The organism is Candidatus Palibaumannia cicadellinicola (assembly GCF_000754265.1).
Classification (GTDB): domain Bacteria; phylum Pseudomonadota; class Gammaproteobacteria; order Enterobacterales; family Enterobacteriaceae; genus Baumannia; species Baumannia cicadellinicola_B.
The window spans coordinates 397,486-411,986 of record NZ_CP008985.1 but is presented as its reverse complement, the minus strand read 5'-3'; the positions used below and the strand labels follow the sequence as shown (position 1 = coordinate 411,986).

At 35.5% G+C, this 14,501-nt stretch carries 28 protein-coding genes and 4 tRNA genes; 4 read left to right on the top strand and 28 right to left on the bottom strand.

The annotated features are described in order from the left end of the window. The first annotated feature begins 174 nt into the window (after positions 1 to 174). The 4 genes from IM45_RS02005 (at position 175) to IM45_RS01990 (ending at position 633) form a co-directional block, all read left to right on the top strand. Positions 175 to 250 (top strand) — tRNA-Thr (locus IM45_RS02005). Between the two features lie 23 nt (positions 251 to 273). Further along, positions 274 to 355: transfer RNA gene (locus IM45_RS02000), tRNA-Tyr, on the top strand. A 105-nt stretch (positions 356 to 460) separates the two neighbouring features. Further along, a tRNA-Gly gene (locus IM45_RS01995) sits at positions 461 to 532 on the top strand. Positions 533 to 555: 23 nt separating this feature from the next. Then, positions 556 to 633 (top strand) — tRNA-Thr (locus IM45_RS01990). Positions 634 to 681: 48 nt separating this feature from the next. Here IM45_RS01990 and rplQ read toward each other — a convergent pair. The 28 genes from rplQ to rpsJ form a co-directional block, all read right to left on the bottom strand. Next, positions 682 to 1,059 carry a 50S ribosomal protein L17 gene (rplQ, locus tag IM45_RS01985; protein ID WP_038498636.1) on the bottom strand — a complete coding sequence of 126 codons (378 nt, stop codon included), beginning with the start codon at positions 1,057 to 1,059 and terminating at the stop codon, positions 682 to 684. Between the two features lie 43 nt (positions 1,060 to 1,102). Beyond that, complete coding sequence (locus tag IM45_RS01980) at positions 1,103 to 2,092, bottom strand: DNA-directed RNA polymerase subunit alpha (RefSeq protein ID WP_038498633.1); 990 nt, start codon at positions 2,090 to 2,092, stop codon at positions 1,103 to 1,105. Between the two features lie 25 nt (positions 2,093 to 2,117). Further along, on the bottom strand, positions 2,118 to 2,738 hold the full coding sequence (gene rpsD / locus IM45_RS01975) for a 30S ribosomal protein S4 (protein WP_038498630.1): 621 nt from the start codon (positions 2,736 to 2,738) through the stop codon (positions 2,118 to 2,120). Positions 2,739 to 2,774: 36 nt separating this feature from the next. Beyond that, entirely contained in the window at positions 2,775 to 3,164 is a 390-nt protein-coding gene (gene rpsK / locus IM45_RS01970) for a 30S ribosomal protein S11 (protein WP_038498627.1), read from the bottom strand. Positions 3,165 to 3,188: 24 nt separating this feature from the next. Next, on the bottom strand, positions 3,189 to 3,545 hold the full coding sequence (rpsM, locus tag IM45_RS01965; RefSeq protein WP_038498624.1) for a 30S ribosomal protein S13: 357 nt from the start codon (positions 3,543 to 3,545) through the stop codon (positions 3,189 to 3,191). A 53-nt stretch (positions 3,546 to 3,598) separates the two neighbouring features. Next, positions 3,599 to 3,715: a 50S ribosomal protein L36 gene (gene rpmJ / locus IM45_RS01960; RefSeq protein ID WP_038498621.1), complete on the bottom strand. Its 117-nt coding sequence runs from the start codon at positions 3,713 to 3,715 to the stop codon at positions 3,599 to 3,601. A 59-nt stretch (positions 3,716 to 3,774) separates the two neighbouring features. Beyond that, a complete protein-coding gene (secY, locus tag IM45_RS01955) occupies positions 3,775 to 5,094 on the bottom strand; it encodes a preprotein translocase subunit SecY (RefSeq protein ID WP_038498618.1) in 1,320 nt (439 codons plus the stop codon). Positions 5,095 to 5,102: 8 nt separating this feature from the next. Beyond that, positions 5,103 to 5,537 (bottom strand): 50S ribosomal protein L15, encoded by a 435-nt coding sequence (gene rplO, locus IM45_RS01950; RefSeq protein ID WP_038498615.1) that lies wholly within the window; start codon positions 5,535 to 5,537, stop codon positions 5,103 to 5,105. Positions 5,538 to 5,540: 3 nt separating this feature from the next. Next, on the bottom strand, positions 5,541 to 5,720 hold the full coding sequence (gene rpmD, locus IM45_RS01945; RefSeq protein WP_038498612.1) for a 50S ribosomal protein L30: 180 nt from the start codon (positions 5,718 to 5,720) through the stop codon (positions 5,541 to 5,543). 3 nt (positions 5,721 to 5,723) lie between these two features. Further along, the gene (gene rpsE, locus IM45_RS01940) at positions 5,724 to 6,224 is read right to left on the bottom strand and encodes a 30S ribosomal protein S5 (protein ID WP_038498609.1); all 501 of its coding nucleotides are present in this window, start codon (positions 6,222 to 6,224) and stop codon (positions 5,724 to 5,726) included. Between the two features lie 9 nt (positions 6,225 to 6,233). After that, a complete protein-coding gene (rplR, locus tag IM45_RS01935) occupies positions 6,234 to 6,593 on the bottom strand; it encodes a 50S ribosomal protein L18 (protein WP_038498605.1) in 360 nt (119 codons plus the stop codon). A gap of 9 nt (positions 6,594 to 6,602) precedes the next feature. Continuing rightward, the gene (gene rplF / locus IM45_RS01930) at positions 6,603 to 7,142 is read right to left on the bottom strand and encodes a 50S ribosomal protein L6 (RefSeq protein ID WP_038498603.1); all 540 of its coding nucleotides are present in this window, start codon (positions 7,140 to 7,142) and stop codon (positions 6,603 to 6,605) included. Between the two features lie 13 nt (positions 7,143 to 7,155). Then, positions 7,156 to 7,548, bottom strand: a complete 393-nt coding sequence (gene rpsH / locus IM45_RS01925) for a 30S ribosomal protein S8 (RefSeq protein WP_038498599.1) — start codon at positions 7,546 to 7,548, stop codon at positions 7,156 to 7,158. Positions 7,549 to 7,584: 36 nt separating this feature from the next. After that, entirely contained in the window at positions 7,585 to 7,890 is a 306-nt protein-coding gene (gene rpsN / locus IM45_RS01920; protein ID WP_038498596.1) for a 30S ribosomal protein S14, read from the bottom strand. 28 nt (positions 7,891 to 7,918) lie between these two features. Next, a complete protein-coding gene (gene rplE / locus IM45_RS01915; RefSeq protein ID WP_038498592.1) occupies positions 7,919 to 8,458 on the bottom strand; it encodes a 50S ribosomal protein L5 in 540 nt (179 codons plus the stop codon). A 14-nt stretch (positions 8,459 to 8,472) separates the two neighbouring features. After that, on the bottom strand, positions 8,473 to 8,787 hold the full coding sequence (gene rplX / locus IM45_RS01910; RefSeq protein WP_038498589.1) for a 50S ribosomal protein L24: 315 nt from the start codon (positions 8,785 to 8,787) through the stop codon (positions 8,473 to 8,475). 10 nt (positions 8,788 to 8,797) lie between these two features. Next, positions 8,798 to 9,169, bottom strand: coding sequence for a 50S ribosomal protein L14 (gene rplN / locus IM45_RS01905; RefSeq protein WP_038498586.1), 372 nt, complete (start codon positions 9,167 to 9,169; stop codon positions 8,798 to 8,800). A 123-nt stretch (positions 9,170 to 9,292) separates the two neighbouring features. Further along, on the bottom strand, positions 9,293 to 9,550 hold the full coding sequence (rpsQ, locus tag IM45_RS01900; RefSeq protein WP_038498583.1) for a 30S ribosomal protein S17: 258 nt from the start codon (positions 9,548 to 9,550) through the stop codon (positions 9,293 to 9,295). 1 nt (position 9,551) lies between these two features. After that, positions 9,552 to 9,743: a 50S ribosomal protein L29 gene (rpmC, locus tag IM45_RS01895; protein WP_038498580.1), complete on the bottom strand. Its 192-nt coding sequence runs from the start codon at positions 9,741 to 9,743 to the stop codon at positions 9,552 to 9,554. Continuing rightward, the gene (gene rplP, locus IM45_RS01890) at positions 9,743 to 10,153 is read right to left on the bottom strand and encodes a 50S ribosomal protein L16 (protein WP_038498577.1); all 411 of its coding nucleotides are present in this window, start codon (positions 10,151 to 10,153) and stop codon (positions 9,743 to 9,745) included. The genes rpmC and rplP overlap by 1 nt, the downstream gene beginning before the upstream one ends. 12 nt (positions 10,154 to 10,165) lie before the next feature. After that, positions 10,166 to 10,864, bottom strand: coding sequence for a 30S ribosomal protein S3 (rpsC, locus tag IM45_RS01885; protein ID WP_038498574.1), 699 nt, complete (start codon positions 10,862 to 10,864; stop codon positions 10,166 to 10,168). Positions 10,865 to 10,880: 16 nt separating this feature from the next. Beyond that, entirely contained in the window at positions 10,881 to 11,213 is a 333-nt protein-coding gene (gene rplV, locus IM45_RS01880) for a 50S ribosomal protein L22 (RefSeq protein WP_038498571.1), read from the bottom strand. A gap of 27 nt (positions 11,214 to 11,240) precedes the next feature. Beyond that, on the bottom strand, positions 11,241 to 11,519 hold the full coding sequence (rpsS, locus tag IM45_RS01875; RefSeq protein ID WP_038498568.1) for a 30S ribosomal protein S19: 279 nt from the start codon (positions 11,517 to 11,519) through the stop codon (positions 11,241 to 11,243). Between the two features lie 25 nt (positions 11,520 to 11,544). Next, positions 11,545 to 12,366 (bottom strand): 50S ribosomal protein L2, encoded by an 822-nt coding sequence (gene rplB, locus IM45_RS01870; protein WP_038498565.1) that lies wholly within the window; start codon positions 12,364 to 12,366, stop codon positions 11,545 to 11,547. A gap of 19 nt (positions 12,367 to 12,385) precedes the next feature. After that, complete coding sequence (gene rplW, locus IM45_RS01865; protein WP_038498562.1) at positions 12,386 to 12,688, bottom strand: 50S ribosomal protein L23; 303 nt, start codon at positions 12,686 to 12,688, stop codon at positions 12,386 to 12,388. Then, complete coding sequence (rplD, locus tag IM45_RS01860) at positions 12,685 to 13,290, bottom strand: 50S ribosomal protein L4 (protein WP_038498559.1); 606 nt, start codon at positions 13,288 to 13,290, stop codon at positions 12,685 to 12,687. Before rplD ends, rplW begins: the two co-directional genes overlap by 4 nt. A 10-nt stretch (positions 13,291 to 13,300) precedes the next feature. Then, complete coding sequence (gene rplC, locus IM45_RS01855) at positions 13,301 to 13,936, bottom strand: 50S ribosomal protein L3 (protein ID WP_038498556.1); 636 nt, start codon at positions 13,934 to 13,936, stop codon at positions 13,301 to 13,303. Between the two features lie 35 nt (positions 13,937 to 13,971). Next, positions 13,972 to 14,283, bottom strand: a complete 312-nt coding sequence (gene rpsJ, locus IM45_RS01850; protein WP_038498553.1) for a 30S ribosomal protein S10 — start codon at positions 14,281 to 14,283, stop codon at positions 13,972 to 13,974. Positions 14,284 to 14,501: the final 218 nt, after the last annotated feature.

Genomic DNA, 14,501 nt, shown 5'->3' with positions numbered 1-14,501 from the left:
GCTAATCTATATGCTACTATTTTTAATTTAATACTCATAAAGTACATCAGTTGGTTTTTAATTTTAATGAATCGATTTGTGATTAATTGAGTAATTTATAAACGAAAATACACTGAAAGTAATTTTTTTGTTGCATGAGTAGTTAGCTCTAACCTAGAATGCCTAGTACTTGATGCCGGCATAGCTTAAATGGTAGAGCAACTGATTTGTAATCAGTAGATTGAAGGTTCGACTCCTTTTGTCGGCACCAAAAAAATCACAAATCAAATATAAGGTGGGGTTCCCAAGCGGCCAAAGGGAGCAGACTGTAAATCTGCCGTCACTGACTTCGAAGGTTCGAATCCTTCCCCCACCATTATCAGCACTTAACTTTCGTATGATATGAAATGATATCAAAATGATATCAAAGCGTACCCAAAGTAAAAAATTTTTGATATTCTAGTTGGGTAGAAATATAAAGGCGGGCATGGTATAATGGTTATTACTTTAGCCTTCCAAGCTAACGATGTGGGTTCAATTCCCACTGCCCGCTCCCAATATGCTTATGTAGACTAGGCTGATATAGCTCAGTTTTGGTAGAGCACACCCTTGGTAAGGGTGAGGTCGGCAGTTCAAATCTGCCTATCAGCACCACATTTTTTATATATAATAATTTATAAAACTAAAATCTAGGTAATGTAATTACTTATCAAGTGTAGCTGAAAGCCGATCAACCAATTCGATATATGCCATTGGTGCATTATCACCAGTACGAAAACCACACTTCAGAATACGAGTATAACCCCCCGCACGTGTTGCAAAACGTGGACCTAACTCATTAAAAAGTTTTGCTACTATTTTGGGAGATCTAATGCGAGCAAATGCTAAACGACGATTTGCTATACTATCAATTTTAGCTAGTGTAATGAGTGGTTCAATAATACTCGGTAGCTCTTTTGCTTTTGGTACAGTAGTTTTAATGACTTCATTAATAATCAAAGATCCAGCCATATTACGGAACATAGCTTTAAGATGACTATGATTACGGTTTAGTTTACGACCACTATTACGATGTCGCATTACTTTCTCCTCATATCATTTACTTATTAACTCACAACGTTTTTTATTCATCAATAAAACCTGTAGGAGGCCAGTTATCAAGACGCATACCTAAAGCTAAACCACGAGAAGCTAACACATCCTTAATTTCAGTAAGAGATTTTTTACCAAGATTGGGCGTTTTGAGTAACTCAACTTCAGTGCGCTGTACTAGATCACCAATATAGTGAATAGCTTCGGCTTTAAGGCAATTAGCAGAGCGCACAGTTAATTCTAAATCATCAACTGGTCGTAAAAGAACGGGATCAAATTGTGGTTTATCTTCTTTGATTTCTGGCTGACTAATATCACGTAAGTCAACAAAAGCTTCTAGTTGTTCTGCCAGAATGGTCGCAGCACGACGGATAGCTTCTTCAGGATCAATAGTTCCATTAGTCTCAATTTCTATAATGAGTTTATCTAAGTCAGTACGTTGCTCAACTCGTGCAGCTTCTACATTATAAGAAATATTTTCTACAGGGCTATAGCATGCATCTACGAGCAAACGACCAATTGGATGCTCATCTTGTGATGAATGAATTCGAGCAGATGCTGGAACATAACCACGTCCACGTTGAACTTTAATGCGCATATTGATAGATGCGTGTTCATCAGTTAAGTGGCATAATATATGCCGTGGTTTGATAATCTCAACATCATTATCATGAATAATGCTAGCGGCTGTCACTGGACCAATACCAGATTTACTCAAAGTCAAGATAACATCATCTTTACTTTGAACTTTTACTGCAAGTCCTTTTAGATTCAGTAATATTTCGAGAATATCTTCTCGTACACCTTCTTTTGTACTATATTCATGTAAAACACCATCAATCTCAACTTCGGTAACTGCACACCCTGGCATCGATGAAAGTAAAATCCGACGTAGAGCGTTACCGAGAGTATGACCGAATCCACGCTCTAGCGGTTCTAGAGTCACCTTGGCGTGTGTCAAACTCACTTGCTCGATATCAACCAAACGCGGTTTTAAAAATTCTGTAACAGAACCCTGCATGGTGTCCTCTCTTTAGTACTACGCTTTACTTAGAGTAAAGCTCTACGATCATATGTTCATTAATATGCGCAGACAGATTAGTACGTTCTGGAATGCTTTTGAACACCCCTTCCATTTTTATAACATCTACTTCAAGCCAGATAGGCTTTTCACGTAACTCAGCCAGTTCTAATGAGGCACGAATACGGGATTGTTTTTGAGCTTGATCACGTATACTCACAATATCATTTAGAGTGACTTGATAAGAGGCAATATTCACAACACGCCCATTTACCATAATGGCTTTATGGCTGACTAATTGACGTGATTCAGCACGCGTAGCACCAAAACCCATGCGGTAAACCACATTATCTAAACGACTTTCCAACAAAAGTAACAAATTTTCACCAGTATTACCTTTAATACGTGCTGCTTCTTTGTAATAATTACGGAATTGACGTTCGAGCACGCCGTAGATACGGCGTACTTTTTGTTTTTCACGTAATTGTAAGCCATAATCAGATAGACGTAGTTTACGTGCTCCATGTTGCCCAGGAGGTTGCTCATGTTTACATTTAGAATCTATTGGACGAACACCAGACTTCAGAAAAAGATCTACGCTTTCACGACGACTAATCTTGAGTTTCGGGCCTAAATATCTTGCCATTTATTTTACTCAATTTATCTCAAATAGGTAAGTTTATTATACGCGTCGTTTTTTCGGTGGACGACAACCGTTATGTGGTATCGGTGTTATATCAGTAATATTTGTTATACGAAAACCAGCTGCATTTAATGCTCGCACAGTAGATTCACGACCTGGACCAGGTCCTTTAACCATTACTTCCAAATTTTTAACACCATACTCTTTAACTGCTTCAGCACAACGCTCTGCTGCTACTTGTGCAGCAAATGGAGTTGATTTACGAGAACCACGAAACCCAGAGTGACCAGCTGTGGCCCAACTTAACGTATTACCTTGCCGATCAGTGATCGTAACAATAGTATTGTTAAAAGACGCATGAATGTGTGCTACACCGTCTAAAACTTGTTTTTTAATACGTTTACGTGCAGAAGTTAGTATTTTAACCATTCTATCTTTACCTCTATACCTATATTATTTTTTTATAGGCTTACGTGGACCTTTACGAGTACGTGCATTAGTTTTAGTACGTTGACCTCGTACAGGAAGACCACGACGATGACGTAAACCACGATAAGTACTCAGATCTATTAAACGTTTAATACTTAAAGTGACTTCACGCCGTAGGTCTCCTTCAACAACAAATTTGGCAACGGCATCACGTAGAGTGTCAATTTGTGTTTCAGATAACTCACTAAGCTTAACATTTTTAGCAATACCTGTAGTTTCGCAAATAGACATGGATCGCTTGATGCCAATACCATAGATCGACGTTAATGCAATAACAGTATGTTTATTATCAGCAATATTAATGCCTGCTATACGTGCCACTATGCACTCCTAATCATGTTAATAAAAAATTTTTATCAATATATGACGTGATATTAACCTTGGCGTTGTTTATGCTTAGGGTCAGTTTTACAAATTACACGAATGACACCATGACGCTTAATAATTTTACAGTTACGACATAATTGTTTAACGGAAGCACGTACTTTCATTTTCATTCTCCGTAACTTTTATAATTCACATTATTAATCAATCATTATTAATAATAAACTTATTTTAGATTTGCTTTTTTTAATGTCGACTCATATTGACTTGACATCATGAGAGTTTGTATTTGAATCATAAATTCCATGATAACAACAACGACAATTAATAAAGATGTTCCTCCAAAATAAAAAGGAACATTCATTGCCTCTCGCATAAATTCAGGAATTAAACAAACTACAGTCATATAAATAGCACCAATTAAAGTAAGACGACTCGTAACTTTATTAAGATATCTTGCTGTTTGTTCTCCTGGACGAATACCTGGAACAAATGCACCTGATTTTTTTAGGTTATCGGCTGTTTCGCGAGGATTAAAAACTAATGATGTATAAAAAAAACAAAAAAATATAATTGCAAATGCGTATAATAAAATATAAAGAGGTTGACTAGGCTGTAAATACATCAAAAAAATATTTAACCATTCCCAACCGGGTTTACTACTAAACCATGATGCAATTGTAGCTGGAAATAGAATAATGCTAGCAGCAAAAATAGCTGGTATTACGCCAGCCATATTAATTTTTATAGGTAAATGCGTATTTTGAGCTGCATAAACGCGACGCCCTTGTTGACGTTTAGCATAGTTCACAACTATACGACGTTGACCACGTTCAACAAAAACAGTGATAAATGTCACGATAAAAACCATTACTCCAATTAATAGCACCAAAAAAAATGGTAGATCACCTTGTCTAGCTTGTTCTATAGTTTGTGCTATAGCTGATGGTAGGCCTGCTATAATACCAGTAAATATAATAATTGAGATACCATTACCAAGACCTTTTTTAGTAATCTGATCACCTAACCACATTAAAAACATCGTACCACATAGCAAACTAACAATTGCAGTTAAATAAAATGAAAAGCTAGGATTGATTATAATGCTATGGATTCCAAACATATTGGGTAAACTAGTAGCAATACCAATGGACTGAAATATCCCTAATAATAATGTAGCATAGCAAGTGTATTGTCTAATTTTACGTTGACCAGACTTTCCTTCTTTTTTTAGATCTGCTAGTACAGGATAAATAACTGTTAGTAACTGAATAATAATTGATGCTGAAATATACGGCATAATACCTAAAGCAAAAATAGACGCTCGATTCAATGCACCACCAGAGAACATATTGAACATTTCAACAAGGGTACCTCGTTGTTGTTCAAGTAAGTTTGTAAGTGCAGCAGCATCAATACCTGGAATTGGAATAAAAGAACCAATACGAAAAACTATTAATGCGCCAATAACAAAAAAAACTCTGCGTCTTAATTCACTAAGTCCACCTATAGCACTTTGGAAGTCTAACCCTGGTTGTTTAACCATCCGCTATTTCATTCCTTAATTTTACCGCCAGCTGCTTCAATTGCCGCTCGTGCTCCTTTACTTACACGTAAGCCATGTACTGTAATTGCACGTGTAATTTCACCAGATCGTATCAATTTTACAAACTTAACATTAGTTCTAATAATTTTAGCAGCTTTTATGCTCTCTAAATCAATAACATTACCTTTGACTTTTGCTATATCTGAAATACGAATTTCTGCCGTTACCATCGCTTTACGTGACGTAAAACCAAATTTAGGTAGACGACGATGTAGAGGCATCTGACCGCCTTCAAATCCGCGACGTATGCTACAACCAGAACGAGATTTTTGACCTTTATGACCACGGCCACTTGTTTTACCTAAACCTGAACCAATACCGCGACCAACACGCTTAGATTGATGTTTTGCACCTTGAGATGGAGATATAGTATTTAATCGCATTTATTACTTTTCAACCTTAACCATATAGGAAACTAAAGCAATCATGCCTCGTATTGCAGGTACATCTTCACGCTGAACAGTATGACCAATACGACGCAAGCCTAAACCAATTAGAGTTGCCTTATGTTTCGGCAAACAACCGATAGAACTGCGAGTTTGAGTTATTCTAATTGTTTTTACCATGTATTACCTCAGAATCTCTTCAATGGATTTACCACGTTTAGCAGCTATCATTTCAGGAGACTTCATATTATGAAGAGCATCTATAGTCGCTCGAACGACATTAATAGGATTCGTCGAACCATAGGTTTTAGCTAATACATTTCGAACACCTGCTACTTCTAAAACTGCGCGCATAGCACCACCGGCAATAATACCAGTTCCTTCAGAAGCCGGCTGCATGAATACACGTGAACCTGTATGTACACTTTGAATTGGATGTTGCAGTGTTCCGCTCTTGAGTGCAATACTTATCATATTACGTCGTGCTTTTTCCATAGCTTTTTGAATAGCAGCTGGTACCTCACGTGCCTTACCATAGCCAAAACCAACACGACCATTACAATCACCAACAACTGTAAGTGCTGTAAAACTAAAAATTCTTCCACCTTTAACCGTTTTAGATACTCGGTTTACCGCAATGAGTTTTTCTTGTAGTGTACCAACTTGTTTTTCCATATGTACCATATTATAGTCCTAAAACTTAAGTCCCGCTTCGCGGGCAGCATCCGCTAACGCTTGTACTCTACCATGATATTGGTATCCAGAACGATCAAAAGAAACATTCTTAATACCTTTTTCTAAAGCTCTTTCTGCTAGTTTTTGACCTACAGCTATTGCTGCATTTTTATTACCGGTATTTATGACTTCCTGTGCTATATTTTTTTCTACTGTCGAAGCAGTTATAATAACTTCTGAAGTATGTGGTGTAATAACTTGTGCGTAAATATGACGTATCGTACGATGTACGACTAAGCGAGTGGTTTTTAACTGTTGTAACTTACTTCTAGTACTAATTGCACGACGAATACGAGCAATTTTTTTATTTTTATCCATTAAGGGACCTTACTTTTTTTTAGCTTCTTTAGTACATACTACTTCTTCAGCGTAACGAACACCTTTACCTTTATAAGCATCAGGATTACGATAAGAATGTAAATCACTTGCTACTTGACCAAGTGCTTGTTTATCCGCACTATGTAAGATTAGTTCTGTTTGGCTCGGACATTCTACAGTAATATTTATCGGTAGTTTATATTCTATATGGTGAGAAAAACCTAAAAATAAACTAATAATATGATTTTGAATCACTACACGATAACCTACACCTATTAGCTGTAGTTTTTTAGTAAAACCTTTTGTTACACCAATAACCATACCATTTATGAGAGCGCGGGTAGTACCTGCAAGCGCCCAACCATTTATATAGCTATAGCCTTTACGTGGCAAAAAAATGAGAATATTATCAACTTGTTGAATAGATACAGCATTATGAATCGTACGAGTTAATTCACCTTTTGTACCTTTAATATCAATTTTCTGTCCGTTAAATTTTACTTCTACGTTGGTAGGAATTATTATAGGCAATTTAGCAACACGAGACATACTGGTCTCCTAATTAAGCTACATAGCATAAAATTTCACCACCAAGACCAGCCTGGCGAGCACCACCATCAGTCATAAGACCCTTAGAAGTAGAAATAATTGCAATACCCATACCTCCCATAACTTTAGGTAAAGCCTTTTTTCTTTTATAAAGACGTAAACTAGGGCGACTAATACGCTGAATGTTTTCTATCACAGGTTTTCCTTCAAAATACTTAAGTACCAGTTTTAATATTGGCTTAATCTTATTTTCAACTTGATAATCCTTGATAAATCCTTCTTCTTGCAGTAAATGAGCAATTGCTACTTTAATTTTAGAAGAAGGCATAAGTACTATGGTTTTTTGCGCTGTTTGACTATTGCGAATACGAGTTAACATATCTGCTATGGGATCTTGCATACTCATTTGTTTGTTCCATAATTAAGTTGGTGCTTATATTGCTTACCAGCTAGCTTTTCTCAAACCAGGAATTTCTCCACGCATTGCTGCTTCGCGTACTTTTATACGGCTTAATCCAAATTTACGCAAGAACGCATGTGGACGACCAGTTTGTCCACAGCGATTTCGTTGACGAGATGGGCTAGAATCACGCGGCAGTTTTTGTAGTTTGAGAATAGCATCCCAACGTTCTTCAGCTGAAGAATTCACATTTGATATAATTTTTTTTAGTTCAAGACGTTTGACTAAAAATTTAGTTGCTAACATTACACGTTTAATTTCGCGTGCTTTTATAGATTGTTTAGCCATCAGTGAGCTATACCTTTATAATATAAGCTTAGTTACGAAATGGAAAGTTAAATGCTGCTAATAAAGCATGTCCTTCCTTATTAGATTTGGCCGTAGTTGTTATTGTTATATCCATGCCACGAACATTATTAATGTTATCATAATCTATTTCTGGAAATATAATTTGCTCACATATTCCGATTGAATAGTTACCATGACCATCAAATGATTTGACTGAAAAACCACGAAAATCACGAATACGAGGTACAGCAATAGAAATTAGTTTATCAAAAAATTCCCACATACGTTTACCACGTAAAGTCACTTTACAACCAATAGGATAACCTTGACGAATCTTAAAACTAGCAATAGACTTACGTGCTTTGGTAATTATTGGTTTTTGACCTGAAATAGCCGTTAAATTAGTTACCGCATTCTCTAGTATTTTTTTATCTGTAATTGCTTGACCAACACCCATATTAAGGGTAATTTTTTCTATTCTAGGAACTTGCATAATGGAATTATAACTAAAATGATTCATTAAATTCATAATAACTATTTCTTTGTAAAAATCATATAATTTAGCCATCTGTTTACCCCAAACTAATTAATAATTTCGCCGTTAGATTTAAACACACGAACTTTTTTGCCATTGATCGTTCTGAAACAAACACGATCTGCTTTATTAATAGTATGATTAAAGATAGCAATATTAGAAAGATCAATGACTGCTTCTTTCTCAACAATACATCCTGGCTTATTAATAGCTGATACAGGTTTTTGATGTTTTTTGATCATATTGACTCCTGAAACAATAGCTTTACCAGTTACCAAAACTTTTTTTACTTTCCCACGCTGTCCTTTATTTTTTCCAGTTAAAACAATTACTTCATCATCTCTATGGATTTTAACAGCCATAATTTACTCCTTAAAGTACTTCTGGTGCTAAAGATATAATCTTCATAAATTTTTCCGTACGTAACTCACGTGTGATTGGTCCAAATACTCGTGTACCAATAGGTTGTTCATTCGTATTATTTAATAGTACACAAGCATTTCCATCAAAACGAAAAACAGAACCATCAGGACGACGTACACCTTTTTTAGTACGTACTATGACTGCTTTCAGAACATCTCCTTTTTTTACTTTACCTCGTGGTATTGCTTCTTTAATAGCAATTTTAATAATATCACCTATACCTGCGTAACGACGACGAGAACCACCTAATACTTTGATACACATTACACGACGTGCACCAGAGTTATCGGCTACTGTTAGTATAGTTTGCTCTTGAATCATTTTGAAACTCCAATAGAATGAATTACTTATATTTATATCAATATATATAATGATTCAAAAAAAATAAACGGCTCAAATAATGAACCGTTTGTAATTTTTGTTGAAGCATACCTCTTAGTTAAACTAAGACATTATAGATTTTTCTATAATACGGATAAGCATCCAGGACTTTGTTTTAGAAATGGGACGGCATTCTCGAATTTCTACAATATCACCAATTTGACTACCATTATGTTCATCATGTACATGAATTTTTGTTGTTCTTTTTATATACTTACCGTATATCGGATGTTTAATAAAACGTTCAATAGCGACAACTCTAGATTTATCCATTTTATCGCTGATTACACGACCTTGTTTTATACGAATATTATTACTCACATTACATACCTGTATTCTCAGTTAATAATGTTTTAACACGCGCAATATTTTTACGTACTGTTCTTAACAAGTGAGTATGTTGAAGCTGACCACTTGCTGCTTGCATACGTAGATTAAATTGTTCACGAAGTAAACTAAGTAATTCTATATGTAATTCTTTGATATTTTTTTCACGTAACTCTTGTGTAATCATTATATTATCATCTTATATACAAAAGTAGTCTTAATTGGTAATTTAGCGGCTGCTAATTTAAATGCTTCGCGAGCTAACTCTTCTGTTACGCCATCCAGTTCGTATAATACTTTTCCTGGTTGAACTAATGCTACCCAGTTTTCAACATTACCTTTACCTTTTCCCATACGTACTTCTAGTGGTTTTTCAGTAATAGGTTTATCTGGAAAAATACGAATCCAAACTTTTCCTTGACGTTTAACTGCACGTGTTATGGTACGACGTGCAGCTTCGATTTGACGAGCAGTCAAACGACCACGATCTATAGCTTTTAAACCGAAAGTGCCGAAGTGAACATTCGTACCTAATGCTAAACCACGGTTACGGCTTTTTTGCATCTTACGGAATTTGGTTCGCTTTGGTTGTAACATTAGCGATGTTCCTCACTTGCGACCTTTACGTTGTGGTGTTTTTGGTTGAACCGATGATTCTTGTTGTTCAATTGCCATCATACCATCTAAAATTTCACCTTTAAAGATCCAAACTTTAACTCCTATAACACCATAAGTAGTATGTGCTTCAGAGATACTGTAATCGATATCTGCACGTAAAGTATGTAAAGGTACACGACCTTCACGGTACCATTCTGTACGTGCTATTTCAGCACCACCTAAACGACCGCTAACTTCAACTTTAATTCCTTTAGCACCCAAACGTATAGCATTTTGTACAGCACGTTTCATAGCACGACGAAATATCACTCTACGTTCTAGTTGTGACGCAATATTGTCAGCTACTAGTTTTACATTTAGTTCCGGTTTACGTATTTCAGAAATATTTATCTGTGCTGGAACTCCAGCTAATTTCGCTACTGATTGACGTAACTTCTCAACGTCTTCACCTTTTTTTCCAATCACAATACCCGGACGTGCAGTATGAATCGTGATACGAATACTTTTAGCTGGACGTTCAATAATAATTTTTGAAATAGAAGCTTTTGATAATTTACTTGTAATCAGTTGACGAACTTTAAAGTCGCTATTTAGATTTTGAGCGAATTCTTTAGTATTCGCATACCAAGTAGAGTTCCAGTGTTTAATAATCCCCAAACGCATACCATAAGGATGCACTTTCTGACCCATTACTAATCTCCAGATTTTAACGATCAGATACGACAACTGTAATATGGCTAGTACGCTTTATAATGTGATCTATTCGACCTTTAGCACGAGGCATAATACGTTTTATGCTCGGTCCAACATCAACAAAAATATTTTTAATTTTGAGATGATCAATATCCGCACCATCGTTATGGTCAGCGTTAGCAATAGCAGATTCTAGTACCTTTTTTACCAAATAAGCCGCTTTTTTATTAGTATAAGTTAAAATTTCTAGCGCTTCTGATACTTTTTTATCACGAATTAATTCGACTACTAAGCGTAATTTTTGAGCAGAAGAACGAGCGTGACAATGTTTAGCAACAGTTTCCATTTTTTTATACCTTCTACTCTACGTTACTTAACGCTTTTTAGCTTTTTTATCGGCTGTATGCCCACGATAAGTTCGTGTTGGTGCAAATTCACCAAGTTTATGACCAACCATTTCATCAGCAACAAAAATAGGTATATGTTGTCGTCCATTATGAACCGAGATAGTTAAACCTATCATTTGGGGAAAGATTGTTGAACGACGGGACCAAGTACGAATAGGTTTTTTGTTACCAGTTTTCACCGCTTTCTCTACTTTCTGCAGCAAATGCAGATCGATAAAAGGACCTTTCTTGAGAGAGCGTGGCATTAATTAATCCTCTAATAATTATTAGCTAAGAGCTACGACGATGTATAATAAATTTATTAGTTCGCTGATTATGACGGGTTTTCTTACCTTTAGTTTTGATTCCCCATGGGGATACTGGATGTTTACCGAAATTACGACCTTCTCCACCACCATGAGGATGATCAACAGGATTCATAGCCGTACCACGAACTGTTGGACGAATACCACGCCAACGACTAGCACCAGCTTTACCTAGAACACGTAGCATATGTTCCGCATTTCCAACTTCACCTAAAGTAGCACGACATTCAGAATTAATTTTACGTATTTCACCAGAACGTAAACGTAATGTAACATATTTATCATCACGTGCTATAATTTGAATATAAGCACCTGCAGAACGAGCTAACTGCCCACCTTTTCCTGCTTTCATTTCTACATTATGTACAGTAGAACCAAGCGGAATATTTCGCATTGGTAGAGTATTACCGGTTTTGATTGCGGCATTATTACCAGACGCAATCTGGTCACCTATTTTTAATCCTTTTGGTGCTATAATGTAACGACGTTCACCATCGGAATATAAAATTAATGCAATATTAGATGAACGATTTGGATCGTACTCAATACGTTCTATGATTGCTGGAATACTGTCTTTATTACGTTTAAAGTCTATTATACGATAACGTTGTTTATGTCCACCACCAATATGACGTGTTGTGATACGACCATTATTATTACGTCCACCAGATTTGCTAATCGCTTCTAGTAACGGAATAAAAGGCTTTTTATTATGTAGCTCAGTATTTACTATTTTTACAACATGGCGTCGAGCAGGAGAGGTTGGTTTACATTTTATTATAGTCATTGTTCTTTCTCTTTCCTACTTACTTTACGCTACTCATTAGATCTAAATCTTGTTTATCTTTTAGAGTGATGTAAGCTTTTTTCCAATTACTACGAAAACCAATACGTCGTCCATGACGTTTGATTTTTCCTTTTACGACTATAGTACGTATTTTTTTGACTTTTGCTTCAAATAATTTATATATAGCATGTTTAATTTCAGCTTTCGTCGTCTTTTTAGCAACTTTTAGAACAACAGTATTATGTTTTTCCATGACGAGAGATGCTTTCTCAGAAACATGCGGAGCATGTAGTACTTGAAGCACACGGTTTTCAGGTATCATGCTAACCTTTCCTCAATTTTCTTGACTGAATTTATTGTGAGAATGATTTTATCAAAGGCAATTAAACTCATTAAATTAATATGATTCACATTATTTATCTCTACTTTATAGAGATTACGTGCTGCTAAAAATAAATTTTGATCTGATTGATCGGTGATAATTAACACATTTTCTAACTCCATATTTTTTAGTTTATGTGCTAATAACTGAGTTTTAGGTGCTTGAATAGAAAACTGCTCAACAATAATTAAGCGTTTCTGACGTACTAATTCAGACAAAATACTCTTTAAAGCTCCACGATACATTTTTTTATTAATTTTTTGACTATGATCTTGTGGTTTAGCTGCAAATGTTACACCACCAGAACGCCAAAGTGGACTTTTAACCGTACCAGAACGTGCACGTCCAGTACCTTTTTGACGCCAAGGTTTTTTATTAGAACCTACAACTTCAGCCCGATTTTTTTGAGCACGGCTTCCTAACCGTGCACATGCTGCATATGCAACAATAACCTGATGTATCAAAGCTTCATTAAAATCATACCCAAAGATGGTTTCGGAAACAGACAACGCATTTTGCGTGTCTTGTAATACCAATTCCATTTTGATCTCCTTAATGTGATAGCTTGATAGCTGGTTTTATCATTAGATCACTACCAATTGCTCCTGGAATAGCACCTTTGACTAGTAGTAGGTTCTTTTTTAAATCAATACGAATCACATCTAAATTTTGTACAGTTACTCGTTGATTACCCATTTGTCCGGCCATTTTTTTTCCTTTAAATACTTTTCCTGGAGATTGATTTTGACCAATGGAACCTGGCACTCTGTGAGATAATGAGTTACCATGACTAGCATCTTGAGTATGAAAGTTCCAACGTTTAACAGTACCTGCAAATCCTTTTCCTTTAGAAATGCCAGTGACATCAACTTTTTTAATATGAGTCAACTCTTCTATTGTGATTAATTGTCCCACAGTTATATTATTATCTTTTAGAATACGAAACTCCCATAAACCACGACCTGCTATAACTCCTGCTTTAGTAAAATGTCCAGCTTCGGGTTTATTAACCCGATTCATTTTTTTGTTTCCAGTAGTTACTTGAATAGCACTATATCCATCTTTGTTCATAGATTTAACTTGAGTAACTTTGTTTATTGTGATTTCTATAACCGTTATAGGAATAGAAATTCCATCTGGAGTAAAAATACGCGTCATACCTACTTTGCGTCCAATTAAACCGTTCACTAATTTGGACTCCTTAAGTAATTTTAATGACCTAACTAACCTAAACTGATCTGTACATCAACACCGGCAGCAAGTTCTAAACGCATTAAGGCATCAACTGTTTTTTCAGTTGGTTCAACAATATCAACTAAACGTTTATGAGTGCGAATTACATATTGATCTCTAGCATCTTTATTGACATGTGGAGAAATTAAAATTGTAAAGTGCTCTTTACGTGTTGGCAATGGAATTGGACCATGTACTTGAGCACCGGTACGTTTTGCTGTATCAACAATTTCTGCAGTTGATTGATCAATTAAACGATGGTCAAACGCTTTTAACTTAATACGGATTCTTTGATTTGGCATTATCCCAGCGCTCCAATTAAATAAATCTTATACGAATACTAATTAGTATATAAATACTATTTATTTTTGCTAGTTTTAAATACTATTTATTTTGACTCATTTGTAGTCGTGTGTATTAAAAAGATAATACAGTATTGCATACTAATTAATTTGTATAATATATATGTTAAGTAACTCTAATAAAAAATTATAGCTACACTTGAATTAATTATATTGCT